Origin of the sequence: Bacillus sp. D7-8 (assembly GCF_052055895.1) — a bacterium.
Lineage (GTDB): Bacteria > Bacillota > Bacilli > Bacillales > Bacillaceae > Bacillus > Bacillus velezensis.
On sequence record NZ_CP179922.1, the window covers coordinates 1,189,557 to 1,203,754 of the forward strand.

Genomic DNA, 14,198 nt, shown 5'->3' on the forward strand with positions numbered 1-14,198 from the left:
CCCGTATGTTTCATGAGATAAACGAGATGTTTTAGTGAAAGGCCGGCTGGGAATCATAGAGGATGTATAGAGGGGTACAGAAAGGGGAAAAGAAAATGGCTGGTACAAAGAAAGTTACAATCAATGGGGTTGAAATGGAAGCGCCGGACGGCCAAACCGTTTTGCAGCTTTTGAACAATAGTTCAATTGACGTGCCGCACGTGTGTTATCATCCGAGTCTCGGGCCGATTGAAACGTGCGATACCTGTATCGTCAATGTTAACGGGGAACTGGTGCGTTCGTGTTCCGCGCAAATAAAGGACGGAGATGTCATCGATACGCTTTCGTCCGATGTGAAAAAAGCGCAGATTATCGGCATGGACAACATTTTGCACAACCATGAATTGTACTGCACGGTCTGTGATTACAACAATGGGAGCTGCGAAGTACATAATACCGTAAAGGAAATGAAAATCAATCATCAAAGCATTCCGTTCGATCAAAAACCGTATCCTAAAGATGAATCAAATCCGTTTTACCGATATGATCCCGACCAGTGCATTTTGTGCGGACGCTGCGTCGAAGCCTGTCAGGACGTACAGGTAACCGAAACGTTAAGCATTGATTGGGAGCGGAAACGCCCGCGGGTCATTTGGGATCAGGATGTGCCGATCAATGAATCATCATGTGTTTCCTGCGGACATTGTTCGACGGTATGTCCGTGCAATGCCATGATGGAAAAAGGCATGGAAGGCGAAGCGGGGTATTTAACAGGCATTAACCAAGAGACGCTTCGGCCGATGATTGACATCACAAAGGGCGTCGAAACCGGATACGGATCGATTTTGGCCATATCGGACATGGAATCGGCCATGCGGGATGAAAGAATCAAGAAAACGAAAACCGTATGCACTTACTGTGGTGTAGGCTGCAGTTTTGATATATGGACGAAAGGAAGAGACATTTTAAAGGTCGAGCCTCAGGCCGAGGCGCCCGCAAATGGCATTTCGACGTGTGTGAAAGGGAAATTCGGCTGGGATTTCGTCAATAGTGAAAAGCGCCTTACCAAACCGCTTATCCGGGAAGGAGACTCGTTTCGGGAGGCGGAATGGGATGAAGCGCTGCAGCTGATCGCTGATAAATTTACCGATATAAAAGAACATTTCGGCCCGGACGCACTTGCCTTTATCACATCTTCCAAATGCACGAATGAAGAATCATACGTGATGCAGAAGCTTGCAAGAGCCGTCATCGGCACAAATAATGTCGACAACTGCTCACGCTACTGCCAGTCTCCCGCCACGGCCGGATTGTTCAGAACGGTCGGATACGGCGGTGATTCAGGGTCGATTACAGATATAGAAAAAGCTGAGCTCGTGCTGATTATCGGTTCAAATACGTCTGAGTCTCACCCCGTCCTGTCCACACGCATTAAACGTTCTCATAAACTGCACGGACAGAAGCTCGTCGTCGCTGACTTGCGAAAACATGAAATGGCCGAGCGCTCCGATGTGTTTTTCCAGCCGCGTGCCGGATCAGATATTGTCTGGCTGAATGCCGTATCGAAATATCTGCTTGATCACGATTTGGCGGATACTTCATTTCTGAAGGAGAGAGTGAACGGATTAGATGAATTCGTGAAAAGCCTTGAACCTTATACAATGGAATATGCGGAAAAACATACCGGTGTGGACAAGGATACCCTAATCAAAGTGGCCCGGATGATTCATGAAGCCGGCAGCGTGTGCGCACTGTGGGCGATGGGGGTCACCCAGCATATCGGAGGTAGTGATACGAGCACGGCCATTTCCAACATGCTTCTTGTGACCGGAAATTACGGCAAGCCCGGCGCAGGCTCATATCCGCTTCGGGGCCATAATAACGTGCAGGGAGCCAGTGATTTCGGCAGTATGCCTGACAGCTTCCCCGGCTATGAAAAAGTAACGGATGAAAAAGCCCGCAAAAAGTATGAACAGGGCTGGGGAACAGACCTGCCGAAAGAAATCGGAATGACAAATCATGAAATGATCGAAGGCATCCACTCAGGAAAACTGAAGTCCATGTACTTAAAAGGAGAAGAAATGGGGCTTGTCGACTCCAATATTAACCATGTTCATGCCGCATTTGAAAAGCTTGATTTCTTCGTTGTGCAGGATATCTTTCTTTCGCGTACGGCCGAGTTCGCCGATGTCGTGCTTCCGGCAAGCCCGAGCCTTGAAAAAGAAGGGACGTTTACGAATACGGAACGGAGGGTGCAGCGCCTTTACGAAGTGTTCGAACCGCTGGGCGATTCAAAGCCTGATTGGCAGATCATTACGGACATCGCCAACCGTCTGGGCGCTGATTGGCACTATGAACATCCGGCAGACATTATGGAAGAAGCGGCAATGCTTTCGCCGCTCTACGCAGGCGTCACTTACGAACGTCTCGAAGGCTACAATTCACTGCAATGGCCGGTTGCAGCGGACGGAACCGATTCACCGCTTTTATTTACGGATAAGTTCCCGTTTTCAGACGGCAAAGCGATTCTATATCCCGTTCAGTGGACCGAGCCGAAAGAATTTGATGAAGAATATGATATCCATGTGAATAACGGGAGGCTGCTCGAGCATTTTCACGAAGGGAATCTGACTTACCGATCAAAAGGAATATCCGAAAAAACGCCGAGTGTGTTCCTTGAGGTCTCGCCCGAACTCGCCGAAGAAAGAGGGCTGGAAGACGGAACGCTTGTCCGTCTGACATCACCGTACGGAAATGTGAAAGTCAAATGCGTCATCACAGACAGGGTAAAAGGCAAACAAGTCTATCTCCCGATGAACGATTCAAAAGACGCTGCCATTAACCTTTTGACAAGCAGCTATGCGGATAAGGATACCGATACACCGGCTTATAAAGAAACATCAGCGAAGATGGAGATTTTGAAAAAAGAAGGCGTTAATCCGCTTCCGAAAATCAATTTCCGTTACGGAAACCCGCAGCCGCAGATCGGTGTCCGGGTTGATCGGAAATGGGCGCGTAAAGATTATGTATTTCCGGGAGACGCCGTAAAAAGGGGGAAACAGCAAAATGGCTAAAGCAATCAGCGGCATCCGAAAACAGACCGTCACAGAAGAAGACAAACGAAAAAAGGACTTAGAAGAGATCGAGACGGCTCTTTTACGAAATAAAGACGCGATTTTGGAATCTCTGCACATTCTTCAGCACATGAACGAGCGCGGCGTTTTGGCGCTTCTGCGCGGGCTCTTCGGCCAGGGAGACAAAGTGATGGATATCCTCGTGAAGAAGGCGAATACTCCGGAAACGGCCAATATGCTGAAAAATCTCCTGCTGTTAAGCGGCGTTCTCGGCATGCTCGATGTAAAACAGCTTGAGCCGTTTATCGTTAAAATCAATGCGGGGGTCACAAAGGCCGTCGAGGAAAAAGACAGCGGCAGGAAGACCGGGTATTTTGATATCGTCCGCGCTTTAAAAGACCCGGAAATCAACAAGGCCGTCACTCTGCTGTTTTCTTTCCTGAAAGGCATGGGCGCTGATACGGACGATATGGAAAGAAATACGCAGCCTCCTGAAGACCAAAAGCAGCACCAGAAACCGCAGACGAATGAGTGAACATATCTCCCGAGCCTGGCCGAAGGCTCGGGTTTTTTGTGCGCTTCTGCTGTTTTCTTGGGAGAAATTTCACCTCCGGATTCATGACTTTTGTTGTGTTATGTTAATAGTTCAGGTTATGAATAGAAAAAAATTGAAAATATGTGCTAGGATAAAATTCAAGGTGCGTCAACTATTCAAATATGAAACAATCAGGAGTGATGAAACATGAGTAAGCTGAGGAGCACGAGACAAGCCATCCAAAGAACCCTGATGAAAGGAAAAAACGGCCTGGACGTATACAACCCTTTTCCTTGGTATGAAAAAATGAGACGGGAAAGCCCTATACACTTTGATGAAGAAACGAAGGTTTGGAGTGTATTTTTATACGATGATGTCAAAAAAGTCATCAGTGATAAAGAGACGTTCTCAAGCCTCATGACTGATGTGAAAAGCTCGATTGCAAAGTCCATGCTGAATATGGACCCGCCGAAGCATACCCAAATCAGATCTGCCGTCAATCGCGCTTTCACTCCCCGCGTCTTGAAGGAATGGGAGCCGAGAATTAAAGACATTACCGATCATCTCCTGAAACAGGCAAAGAACAAAGGGCGGATTGATATCGTTAAAGATCTCTCTTACCCTTTGCCGGTCATGGTGATTTCAGAATTATTAGGCGTTCCGTCCGAACGTATGGATCAGTTTAAAAAATGGTCGGACATTCTCGTCAGCATGCCGAAAGATGCGAGTCCTGAAGCGGCGGAGAAAAATCAGCAGGAACGTGACCAATGTGAGGCGGAGCTGGCGGCGTTTTTTGCGGAAATAATAGAAAGCAAACGAAAACAGCCCGGCCAAGACATTATTTCTATTTTGATAAAAGAGGAAGAAGAGGGAGAGAAGCTCACGGCAGAAGATCTGATCCCGTTTTGCAACCTGCTTTTAGTGGCGGGAAATGAAACAACGACTAATCTCATTTCAAATGCGGTTTACAGCATATTAGAGACGCCCGGCCTTTATGAAGAGCTGAGACAGGACCCTTCTCTCATCGCGCAAACGGTGGAAGAAACGCTGCGTTTTCGCGCTCCCGCTCCGTTTGTCAGAAGGACGGTCCGGCACGACACTGAACTGCGCGGACGCCGCTTGAAAAGCGGGGAGATCGTTCTCTGCTACGTTGCATCTGCCAACCGTGATGAAAACAAATTTGAGAAGGCGGGCGTATTTGATATTCATCGCCAATCGAATCCGCACCTTTCCTTCGGATTCGGCGTACACTTCTGCTTAGGCGCTCCGCTTGCCAGACTTGAAGCGGAAGTCGCGCTGAAAGGAATTGTAAAAGCCTTTTCACACCTTGAGCCCGTTCGGATTGAGCCGATCCGAAACAGTGTCATGTACGGGCTGGAGTCTTTAGAAGCGGAGATAAACGAAAATGAGGGAGAAGAAAAATGATGAGAAAAACACACATCGCCATTATTAATGTGGCCGCTCACGGTCATGTCAATCCCACGCTGCCTGTAGCCGAGGAACTTGTCAATCGCGGGTATAAAGTGACATTCGCTACGACTGAGGAATTCGAAGCTTCCGTTGCCAAAACGGGCGCCATTCCCGTTTTATACCGCACAAGCATAAAGGCGGACCCGGAGACGATAAAAGAACGGGTAAATAAAAATGATGCGTTTGTGATGTTTCTGGAAGAAGCGGTTGAAGTGCTTCCGCAGCTGGAAGAGCTGTACAAAGACGACCTTCCTGACATCGTCCTGTTTGATTTTTTAGCTCTTGCCGGAAAATTGTTTGCGGATAATGGCGGCATCCCGGCCGTAAAGTTCTGCCCGAGCTATGCAATGAATGAGTATTTTCAATTAGGAAGAGACGAAGAAACACTGGAAGCGGCCAAACAGGCGATAGAAGAATACCAGGAGCAGATTGAAAATGAACAATTGAAACGGATGACAATGGAAGAATTTTTTATGCCTGAAAAACTGAATATTGTCTTTATGCCAAGGGCCTTTCAGCCGAAACAGGAAACCTTTGATGAACGATTCTGTTTTGCGGGTCCGTCTCTTGGAGAACGCACAAATACGGGAAGTCTGGAAATTGATGCAGCCGATGACCGTCCGCTTATGCTCATCTCACTGGGAACGGCGTTTAACGCCTGGCCTGAATTTTACCAGATGTGTATTGACGCGTTTCGGGACTCGGACTGGCGGGTTATTATGTCAGTCGGCACAACAATTGATCCGGAAAGTTTTTCGGATGTCCCCGATCACTTTATCATCCGCCAGCACGTTCCTCAGCTTGATGTGCTGGAGAAAGCAAAGCTGTTCGTATCTCACGGCGGGATGAACAGTACAATGGAGGCGATGAATGCGGGTGTCCCGCTCGTTGTCGTTCCGCAAATGCACGAACAAGAGGTTACCGCAAAGCGTGTGGATGAATTGGGGCTTGGCGTGCATCTGCCGCCGAAAGAAGTCACTGTGGCCCGTTTGCAAAAAGATGTTCAGAACGTATACGGCGATAAAAACATCCTCAGCCGCGTGAAAAGCATGCAGCAGAAAATAGAAGAAACCGGCGGCCCCAAACAGGCTGTTTGTGCCATTGAAGAATTTTTGAAAAAGGCGGCCGTCGAAAATTGATTGAGAAACAGGCAGCGCACCGGAAGACGGCTGCCTGTTTTGTTATATGTTTTTCTTCATGCCGCATCTCCGGCATTCCCTCAAAAATTTTCCGCCCTTCACTGAGCTTTTAAACAGCGTGTAGTCGCAATTGTCACATCGGCCGCTGTGAACATCAGGATATTCATTGAACTCATAAATGACCGAAGTATCGTATCCTTTTGTCTCGAACTCTTTTTTTGTTTCCATGATTGAAAATCCCTCCGCGAATCAAATCGTTCTGCCCGGTTAATGATACAGCAACTGCACGGGGGATTCAACGGGAGCATAGCTTGATTTTCCCGGCTGATTGCGTAACAATAATAGAAATAAATGACGGCCTGCCATAGGGCGCCCGGCATCTGAAGGGAAGAAGAAAACAGCGATGGGAAAAGGATTGAACGGGAAACGGATTGCCATCGGCGGTTCGCGGAAAACAGAAGAGATCACAAGATTAATAGAAAAGCAGGGCGGAACGGCGGTCGTCCGTTCCCTCCAAGGAACCGTATACCTGGCGGAGGATCAAATTGAACCCGACGTAAGAACATTTGCCGGGCAAAAAGCCGACTGGGTAATATTCACCACAGGCATCGGTACGGAAACGTTATTGTCGGTATCGGAAAAAATCGGTCTGAAAGAAGAATTTTTAGCGGCCGTTCATGAAGCGAAAATCGGCTGCAGAGGCTATAAAACATATGCGGCCTTAAAAAAGCTCGGCATCACGCCGCATGCCTCAGATGAAGACGGTACAACAAGAGGGCTGATCCGCTCCTTGGAACGATTTGACTTTAAAGATAAAAAAGTCATGATACAGCTTCATGGCGAAAAAGCGCCGGTCTTAACGCAGTTCCTTGAGAAAAACGGAGCGGAGGTATTCCCTGTTCTGCCGTATCAGCATATTCTGCCTGAAAGGGAGACGGTTGATAAACTGCTGGGAGAGCTGTTAAACGGAGAGGTCGATGCCGTATGTTTTACAACAGCCATTCAAGTGCGCTCTCTCTTTGATTATGCAAAAGAAAAAGGATCCACAAAAGAATTGCAGCAGGCATTCGAAAAACAAGTGCTTGCCGCCGCAGTCGGCAAAGTGACGGCTGAAGCGATCCGGGATGAAGGGGTAAAGAGGGTCCTTGCTCCGGACATTGAGCGGATGGGAGCGATGATTATTGAATTATCCCGTTACTATGAATCTCTGACCTTGTCATAAACCATCATTCAGCAGGGAAAAAAGCCTACGCTTCCCTGCTGAATTTTTTTAATTGCCAGTGTTCCGTGAAAAGGGAAGGATATGTCAAGGCGCTGAGTATGATACATGTAAGAAGAGCGGAGGCCATCGTTGTAAAAACGATCAGCAGCTGAAAGCGCACCGCCTGTATCGGATCAGCCCCCGCTAAAATCTGCCCCGTCATCATGCCGGGAAGCTGAACGAGACCCAATGTTTTCTGGCTTTCAAGCGTCGGGATCATACTGAGCTTCATACTGGACGTCAATATCTGCCGGACGGCCTGCTTAGGCGTTCCTCCGAGAGAGAGAATCAGCTGGATTTCTTCTTTCCGCAGGTCTGCTTCCGAACTGAGCCTGCTTAAAAACAGGCTTGAGAGCACCATGGAGTTTCCGATGACCATGCCGCTTATCGAAATGACATATCTTGAAGTGAACGGAATGATGTGAAGGGTCAGTAAAAGTCCCTGCGTCACGGTTTCCGCGATCGCCAGTGTCAGAAAAACGCGCCAAAATGAGCCGATCCGCATTTTTTTCCGTTTGGCGACATTGTGCGAAGCGGCCGTGAGCATGAGAAGCACCATTAATATGATAAATATCGGGTGATCACCGCGAAAAATCAATGACAGCACATAGCCGATGATGAGAAGCTGAATGACGGCCCTGACGGTTGCGACGATCATATCCTTTTCGACCCCGGCTTTAAAAGATTTAGACAGGAATAAAGCAATAATGACAAATATACTTGTCAATAACAGAGAAAGATCATTCATATCAGCACCCGCTCCCTTGTAAAAGCGCCCGGGCCTTTTCGTGTTTCGGTTCCTTAAAGAACGTTTTCGTTTCCGCGGTCTCTAAAAGCCGACCCTCAGCCATAAACCATACCGTATCGGATAACCGTTCCGCTTGTTCAAGGTTATGGGTGATCCACAGGACCGTCAGCTGTTTTTGCCGATGGAGTTTCGTAATCAGTTTCTCAATGATGAGAACGGATGACGGGTCCAGCGCCGAGGTGATTTCATCCAGCAGCAGGATGGACGGCAGTCCGGCGAGGGTTCGCGCTAATGAGAGCTTCTGCCGCTGGCCTCCGGATAATTCTTTTGCATTTCGATCCAGAAGCACGCGCGGAAGGTCTGTAAAATCTGCGAGCTCTTCAGGCGTATAGTGCTGTGCCCCGTGGAGTTTTTCTGCGAGCAGAAGGTTGTCCCGCACCGTTCCCTCGAGGACGGGAGCTGATTGAAATGCAAGGCCCGCGGTTTTTCTGAGCTCTCTGATGTCCCAGTGTCTTATTTCTTTTCCGAATACAAGCACTTCCCCTTCATCAGGTGTATTCATCAGATTGCACAGCGACAGCAATGTGCTTTTTCCCGCGCCGGAAGGCCCTATCAACGCCGTGATAGAACCTTTTTGAATATGTCCGGTTACACGGCTTAGGACATCAAAGGACGCATTGTTTTGTTCAAAGCGTTTGCCGGCTGACAGAAAAGATATTGCCGGAATTTCTTCTTTCATACAGGAGGACACCTTTCGTAAAAAAATCAGGAACCGGTGAGATTGGCTGACGTTTGCTCAGCCGTTTTCTGGTCTGTCTGCCGGGAAGCGAATGTATGCATGACCATTCCCGCAATAATAATGAACAGTCCGGCAAATGAAAGAAGTGACGGAAACGCCGCGGATAAAAAGACGATTTCGCCGATCAGTGCAAAAAGAACCTCTCCGGACTGCGTCGCTTCAACAGCAGCGAGCTTCTGCGGCTCATTCCTCACCATATCGGTGGCGCGGAAAAATAATACTGTTGCGATAACGCCAGAGCTGAGTGCGACGATAAAGGATTGGAATGTCTGTCCCATTGACGGAAGCCCGTCTCTATGCCAGCCGAAAGCGGCGATCAAAAGCCAAAACGGAAGGCTTGCGAGCGTCATGCCGAGCACCCGCTGAAATGTATCGAGTTTTCCGCCGTATTGTTCCAGCATTTTGCGGTTGCCGAGCGGATAGGCAAAAGCGGCGATGACGACCGGCACAACGCTGAATAGTATCGTGCGGCCGGACAGAGAACCCGCATGCTGAAGCTGAATCAGACCGGCTCCGATCAGGATGATGACGGAAGTAACCAGCGAAATCAGCGGGATCTTTTGTCTGGCGGAAACCGGGCCCGCCGGTGAATTTTTTGTTTCGTAGAAAAACGGCGACAGAAGCACACCCGCGACAATTGTAATCTGCCACGTGCCGGCGATCAGCCAGCCCGGCCCATATGCCGCCGCAAACGTAATCGGGGCATAAAAAAGCACGAACCCGGTAAAACTCCACTTCAGCCAAAAAAACGGTTTTTTCCGGATTTCATGCCAGAGCGGCCCCCATTTTCCTTTCACATAAACGATCAAAAATAAAAACGGAACCATAAAAAGAAAACGCAGGGAAGAGCTCCACATCCAGCTTCCGCCGGAAAGCTCCATCGCCCTGTTTAAAATAAATGTGACTGCAAAAAACAGAGATGCCAATATTCCGATCACGATGGCTTTCATTAAATCCCTCATTTTGACACATATTTTTTTATACTATACTATTCACCGGCAGGCTTCGCAATGGAATATGAGAAAATAGCGTTTTAACAAATGATGAATGGGAAACAGACATATACGGAGGTGAAAACAATGCAGAAAGAGGATATTCAAGTGCTTTATTTTGAAGATGACGGCCGCATTCCGAATAACCCGAATCTTCCGCTTGTTATTTATAAAGCGGTATTTAATGAAGAAACGGTACAGAAAGCAGAGTCCGTCCTCAGCCGGCACGATTGGTCGAACAGCTGGACGGGCGGAGTATTTCCGTATCACCATTTTCACAGCACCACGCACGAAGTTCTTGTCGCGGTAAAAGGAAACGCGGTTTTGAGGTTCGGCGGGGAACAAGGAGCGGACGCCGTTCTTCAAATGGGAGACGCAGCGGTCATTCCGGCCGGCACCGGACATAAAAAACTGTCGGGCAGTTCTGATTTTACCGTGATCGGGGCTTATCCGGGCGGCCGGCAGTACGATACAAAAACGGAGAAAAATGATAGAACTTCAGAAGAAATCAGCCGTGTCCCGCTCCCGGAATGCGACCCCTTTACGGGAAAAACGGGCCCGCTATTAAAATTGTGGGAAAAATGACAGGGGAAAAGCGGATGGTCTGTAAAAAAATAGCCTAAAAGAAACGTTATTACACCCCCGCCATATAAATAATTTCATAAACGAAACAATTCACGTTCAAATTTTGTTCAAAAAGTGTTATTATATAAGAGTAAATCAAATTGGGGTTTTTTATGTTTGCTATTTTCAGAGAGGAAAAAGAAATTTTGACTTATTCAATTGTTTTTGTTGATATAAAAATAATACTGGATATGGCAAAGTGAAAAACTGGGTAGTAAACATTTATTTTTGTAAATGATTGTGCATGAATTCACAATCTTGCTTTTTCATGCTTTTCTGCATGAAGGGGGAAAGGCTACCCTTTCCAAAAAAATCAGCATACTGCTTATAGTAAAGGAGAATCGGATATGCCAGAAACAATCGATCAAACAAATGCATCTGTCAGCCAAGGCCAACGCGATCTTATTGATCAGCTGCTAAAACCTGAAGTTCAAGAATCACTGACTGTTTTAGTGGATCAGCTTCCAAAACTGACTGAGTTAGTAAATATTTTAACGAAGTCTTATGATTTTGCACAGTCTGTAGCGACAGACGAAGTATTGAAGAGCGATACAGTGGGTGCGCTTACAGAAATTCTTGAGCCGGTGAAAGAAACAGCGAAAGAAGTGGCGGCTACTGCGATCGAAGCAAAAGACCGCGCGGATGCAAGCAATGAAACGATCGGACTTTTCGGCCTGCTGCGCATGCTGAAAGATCCTCAAGCTCAAAAGCTGTTCCGTTTTGCTAACAGCTATCTTGAAATCATGAACGAAAAACAAAAATAATCTCAGATTCAAATTGATATAAAGGACGGAGGATATACGATGTCAAAACATATTGTCATTTTAGGCGCTGGTTACGGCGGAGTTCTTTCTGCTTTAACCGTTCGCAAACATTACAGTAAAGATGAAGCACGCGTAACCGTTGTGAACAAATACCCGACTCACCAAATCATTACGGAACTGCACCGCCTTGCAGCGGGCAACGTGTCTGAACAGGCTGTTGCTATGCCGCTTGAAAAACTTCTGAAAGGAAAAGACGTCGACATCAAAATCGCAGAAGTCAATTCTTTCTCAGTTGATAAGAAAGAAGTTGCCCTTTCTGACGGTTCTAAGCTGACTTATGACGCGCTTGTTGTCGGACTTGGTTCTGTTACGGCTTATTTCGGCATTCCTGGACTCGAAGAAAACAGCATGGTGCTGAAATCTGCTGCTGATGCCAACAAAGTATACAAACACGTGGAAGACCGTGTGCGTGAATACGCTAAAACGAAAAACGAAGCTGATGCAACGATCCTTATCGGCGGCGGCGGCTTAACAGGCGTTGAGCTTGTCGGTGAGCTTGCTGACATCATGCCGAACCTTACGAAAAAATACGGCGTAGATCCGAAAGCAATCAAACTGAAATTAGTAGAAGCAGGTCCGAAAATTCTTCCTGTTCTTCCTGATGACCTTATCGAACGCGCGACAAAAAGTCTTGAAAAACGCGGCGTTGAGTTCTTAACAGGTCTTCCTGTTACAAATGTTGAAGGAAACGTTATTGATCTGAAAGACGGTTCAAAAGTCGTTGCCAACACATTTGTATGGACAGGCGGCGTACAAGGCAACCCGTTAGTCGGCGAATCCGGCCTTGAAGTGAACCGCGGCCGTGCGACGGTTAACGATTTCTTACAATCTACTTCTCATGAAGATGTATTCGTTGTCGGAGACAGCGCTGTATACTTTGCGCCGGACGGCCGTCCGTACCCGCCGACAGCGCAAATCGCTTGGCAGATGGGTGAACTTGTCGGTTACAACCTGTTCGCTTACTTAGAAGGAAAAACGCTTGAAACATTCAAGCCTGTAAACTCTGGTACGCTTGCAAGCCTCGGACGTAAAGACGCGGTTGCCATCATCGGAGCGAACTCTACTCCGCTGAAAGGTCTTCCGGCATCTTTAATGAAAGAAGCAAGTAACGTACGTTATTTAACACATATCAAAGGATTATTCAGCCTCGCTTACTAATCCTTAAGATCACACAGAAGACATTGCCGGACTTTCTCGGCAGTGTCTTTTTTTTGTATGAAAATGTTAACGGATACAATTTTCTGAAAAATAAAATAAAAATGATTGATATGTGAGAAAGAGGAAGCTAAAATAAAAAAGAACCATTTTGTTAACGTTAACATTTTTAAGAGGGAGGATGAAAGTGTGAAAGCTTTTATGGGTGATGATTTTTTACTGAATAGTAAAACGGCCGTAAAGCTGTACCGGGAATACGCTGAAAACATGCCGATCATTGATTATCACTGTCACTTAAGCCCAAAGGAAATCTATGAAAATAAAACCTTCGCAACGATTACGGAGGCATGGCTTTACGGTGACCACTACAAGTGGCGGATCATGAGGGCCAACGGCATTGAAGAGCGCTGCATTACCGGAAACGCTTCAGATGAAGAGAAGTTTTTCGCCTGGGCAAAAACGGTGCCGATGGCGATAGGCAATCCGCTGTACAGCTGGACGCATTTAGAGCTGCAGCGCTGGTTCGGCATTTATGACGTATTGAATGAAAAAACGGCCGCGGCAATTTGGAAAAAAACGAATGAGCTCCTGCAGGGAGACGGGTTTGGCGCAAGGGATCTCATTCTGAAATCAAATGTCAAAGTCATTTGCACAACCGACGATCCTGCCGATGCGCTGACATACCACGAACTGTTGAAAGAAAGTGATTTTCCGGTTCAAGTGCTGCCCGGATTTCGGCCTGACAAAGGACTGGACATCAGCAGCCCGGGTTTTGCCGATTGGGTCCGTTCGCTGGAGAGCGCTTCCGGAATGGCTGTCAGCTCCTACCAATCGTATTTAGATGCGTTAGAATCCCGCGTCCGCTTTTTTCACAATGCCGGGGGAAGAGTGTCGGATCATGCGTTAGATCAAATGGTTTATGCCGAGACGACCGAAGAGGAAGCGGCCCGGATTTTTGCCGCTGGATTAAGCGGAGAGCATGTATCTTTTGAAGATGAAAAGAAATTCAAAACACGGACGCTGCAATATCTTTGCGGTCTTTACGCCGAACTGGACTGGGCGATGCAGTTCCATATTAACGCGTTAAGAAATACCAATACAAATAAGTTCAGCAGCCTTGGTCCTGATACGGGATATGACTCAATTAATGATGAACGTATCGCAAAGCCGCTTGCCCGGCTGTTAGATTCCGCCGAAAAAAAGCGGCAATTGCCTAAAACGATTTTGTATTCTTTGAATCCGAATGACAACTATATTATCGCCAGCATGATCAACAGCTTTCAGGATGGGAAAACACCGGGGAAAATTCAATTCGGCACAGCCTGGTGGTTCAATGACACGAAAGATGGAATGCTCCAGCAAATGAGAGCGTTATCAAACATGGGCCTGTTCAGCCGTTTTATCGGGATGCTGACGGATTCAAGAAGTTTCCTGTCCTATCCCCGCCATGAATACTTCAGGCGGCTTGTCTGCACGCTGATCGGCGGCTGGGCGGAACAAGGCGAAGCGCCTTACGATATGGAGCTTTTAGGAAAGATTGTCGAGGGGATTTGTTACCGGAATGCTGAGGAATATTTCCGCTTTTAAAAAATGGAATG

The 14,198-nt window shown here is 47.3% G+C and carries 13 protein-coding genes; 9 read left to right on the top strand and 4 right to left on the bottom strand.

Features of this window, described 5'->3' with window-relative positions:
* Positions 1 to 95: 95 nt before the first annotated feature.
* The 4 genes from fdhF (at position 96) to ACKTRM_RS06250 (ending at position 6,197) form a co-directional block, all read left to right on the top strand.
* Entirely contained in the window at positions 96 to 3,053 is a 2,958-nt protein-coding gene (fdhF, locus tag ACKTRM_RS06235; protein WP_041482188.1) for a formate dehydrogenase subunit alpha, read from the top strand.
* Positions 3,046 to 3,588: a DUF1641 domain-containing protein gene (locus ACKTRM_RS06240; protein WP_012117344.1), complete on the top strand. Its 543-nt coding sequence runs from the start codon at positions 3,046 to 3,048 to the stop codon at positions 3,586 to 3,588. Before fdhF ends, ACKTRM_RS06240 begins: the two co-directional genes overlap by 8 nt.
* Positions 3,589 to 3,795: 207 nt before the next feature.
* Positions 3,796 to 5,013, top strand: coding sequence for a cytochrome P450 (locus ACKTRM_RS06245; protein ID WP_012117345.1), 1,218 nt, complete (start codon positions 3,796 to 3,798; stop codon positions 5,011 to 5,013).
* Positions 5,013 to 6,197 (top strand): macrolide family glycosyltransferase, encoded by a 1,185-nt coding sequence (locus ACKTRM_RS06250; protein ID WP_025284588.1) that lies wholly within the window; start codon positions 5,013 to 5,015, stop codon positions 6,195 to 6,197. Before ACKTRM_RS06245 ends, ACKTRM_RS06250 begins: the two co-directional genes overlap by 1 nt.
* Positions 6,198 to 6,239: 42 nt before the next feature.
* On the opposite strand, the gene ACKTRM_RS06255 is transcribed toward ACKTRM_RS06250, so the two are convergent.
* On the bottom strand, positions 6,240 to 6,425 hold the full coding sequence (locus ACKTRM_RS06255; RefSeq protein ID WP_003154919.1) for a hypothetical protein: 186 nt from the start codon (positions 6,423 to 6,425) through the stop codon (positions 6,240 to 6,242).
* A 175-nt stretch (positions 6,426 to 6,600) separates the two neighbouring features.
* On the opposite strand from ACKTRM_RS06255, the gene ACKTRM_RS06260 reads away from it, so the two are divergent.
* Positions 6,601 to 7,419 (top strand): uroporphyrinogen-III synthase, encoded by an 819-nt coding sequence (locus ACKTRM_RS06260; protein ID WP_012117347.1) that lies wholly within the window; start codon positions 6,601 to 6,603, stop codon positions 7,417 to 7,419.
* Positions 7,420 to 7,444: 25 nt separating this feature from the next.
* Here ACKTRM_RS06260 and ACKTRM_RS06265 read toward each other — a convergent pair whose 3' ends face one another.
* Genes ACKTRM_RS06265 through ACKTRM_RS06275 form a run of 3 tightly spaced genes read right to left on the bottom strand, consistent with a single transcriptional unit; the run spans position 7,445 to position 9,955 of the window.
* Entirely contained in the window at positions 7,445 to 8,206 is a 762-nt protein-coding gene (locus ACKTRM_RS06265) for an ABC transporter permease (RefSeq protein WP_012117348.1), read from the bottom strand.
* A 1-nt stretch (position 8,207) separates the two neighbouring features.
* The gene (locus ACKTRM_RS06270; RefSeq protein ID WP_023356839.1) at positions 8,208 to 8,945 is read right to left on the bottom strand and encodes an ABC transporter ATP-binding protein; all 738 of its coding nucleotides are present in this window, start codon (positions 8,943 to 8,945) and stop codon (positions 8,208 to 8,210) included.
* Between the two features lie 26 nt (positions 8,946 to 8,971).
* Positions 8,972 to 9,955 carry a DMT family transporter gene (locus ACKTRM_RS06275; RefSeq protein ID WP_012117350.1) on the bottom strand — a complete coding sequence of 328 codons (984 nt, stop codon included), beginning with the start codon at positions 9,953 to 9,955 and terminating at the stop codon, positions 8,972 to 8,974.
* A gap of 129 nt (positions 9,956 to 10,084) precedes the next feature.
* Here ACKTRM_RS06275 and ACKTRM_RS06280 point away from each other — a divergent pair, with 129 nt between their 5' ends.
* The 4 genes from ACKTRM_RS06280 (at position 10,085) to uxaC (ending at position 14,187) form a co-directional block, all read left to right on the top strand.
* Positions 10,085 to 10,582 (top strand): cupin domain-containing protein, encoded by a 498-nt coding sequence (locus ACKTRM_RS06280; RefSeq protein WP_012117351.1) that lies wholly within the window; start codon positions 10,085 to 10,087, stop codon positions 10,580 to 10,582.
* A 386-nt stretch (positions 10,583 to 10,968) separates the two neighbouring features.
* The gene (locus ACKTRM_RS06285) at positions 10,969 to 11,385 is read left to right on the top strand and encodes a DUF1641 domain-containing protein (protein WP_003154908.1); all 417 of its coding nucleotides are present in this window, start codon (positions 10,969 to 10,971) and stop codon (positions 11,383 to 11,385) included.
* Between the two features lie 39 nt (positions 11,386 to 11,424).
* The gene (locus ACKTRM_RS06290; RefSeq protein ID WP_012117352.1) at positions 11,425 to 12,603 is read left to right on the top strand and encodes an NAD(P)/FAD-dependent oxidoreductase; all 1,179 of its coding nucleotides are present in this window, start codon (positions 11,425 to 11,427) and stop codon (positions 12,601 to 12,603) included.
* A gap of 186 nt (positions 12,604 to 12,789) precedes the next feature.
* The gene (gene uxaC, locus ACKTRM_RS06295; RefSeq protein ID WP_012117353.1) at positions 12,790 to 14,187 is read left to right on the top strand and encodes a glucuronate isomerase; all 1,398 of its coding nucleotides are present in this window, start codon (positions 12,790 to 12,792) and stop codon (positions 14,185 to 14,187) included.
* Positions 14,188 to 14,198: the final 11 nt, after the last annotated feature.

Excerpts from the sequence above, each read along its gene's own strand:
- ACKTRM_RS06240 (WP_012117344.1), top strand. The coding sequence starts at position 3,046 with ATGGCTAAAGCAATCAGCGGCATCCGAAAACAGACCGTCACAGAAGAA.
- ACKTRM_RS06275 (WP_012117350.1), bottom strand. The coding sequence starts at position 9,955 with ATGAAAGCCATCGTGATCGGAATATTGGCATCTCTGTTTTTTGCAGTC.
- ACKTRM_RS06265 (WP_012117348.1), bottom strand. The coding sequence starts at position 8,206 with ATGAATGATCTTTCTCTGTTATTGACAAGTATATTTGTCATTATTGCT.
- ACKTRM_RS06270 (WP_023356839.1), bottom strand. The coding sequence starts at position 8,945 with ATGAAAGAAGAAATTCCGGCAATATCTTTTCTGTCAGCCGGCAAACGC.
- ACKTRM_RS06250 (WP_025284588.1), top strand. The coding sequence starts at position 5,013 with ATGAGAAAAACACACATCGCCATTATTAATGTGGCCGCTCACGGTCAT.
- ACKTRM_RS06285 (WP_003154908.1), top strand. The coding sequence starts at position 10,969 with ATGCCAGAAACAATCGATCAAACAAATGCATCTGTCAGCCAAGGCCAA.
- ACKTRM_RS06290 (WP_012117352.1), top strand. The coding sequence starts at position 11,425 with ATGTCAAAACATATTGTCATTTTAGGCGCTGGTTACGGCGGAGTTCTT.
- ACKTRM_RS06255 (WP_003154919.1), bottom strand. The coding sequence starts at position 6,425 with ATGGAAACAAAAAAAGAGTTCGAGACAAAAGGATACGATACTTCGGTC.
- ACKTRM_RS06245 (WP_012117345.1), top strand. The coding sequence starts at position 3,796 with ATGAGTAAGCTGAGGAGCACGAGACAAGCCATCCAAAGAACCCTGATG.
- ACKTRM_RS06260 (WP_012117347.1), top strand. The coding sequence starts at position 6,601 with ATGGGAAAAGGATTGAACGGGAAACGGATTGCCATCGGCGGTTCGCGG.
- ACKTRM_RS06280 (WP_012117351.1), top strand. The coding sequence starts at position 10,085 with ATGCAGAAAGAGGATATTCAAGTGCTTTATTTTGAAGATGACGGCCGC.
- fdhF (WP_041482188.1), top strand. The coding sequence starts at position 96 with ATGGCTGGTACAAAGAAAGTTACAATCAATGGGGTTGAAATGGAAGCG.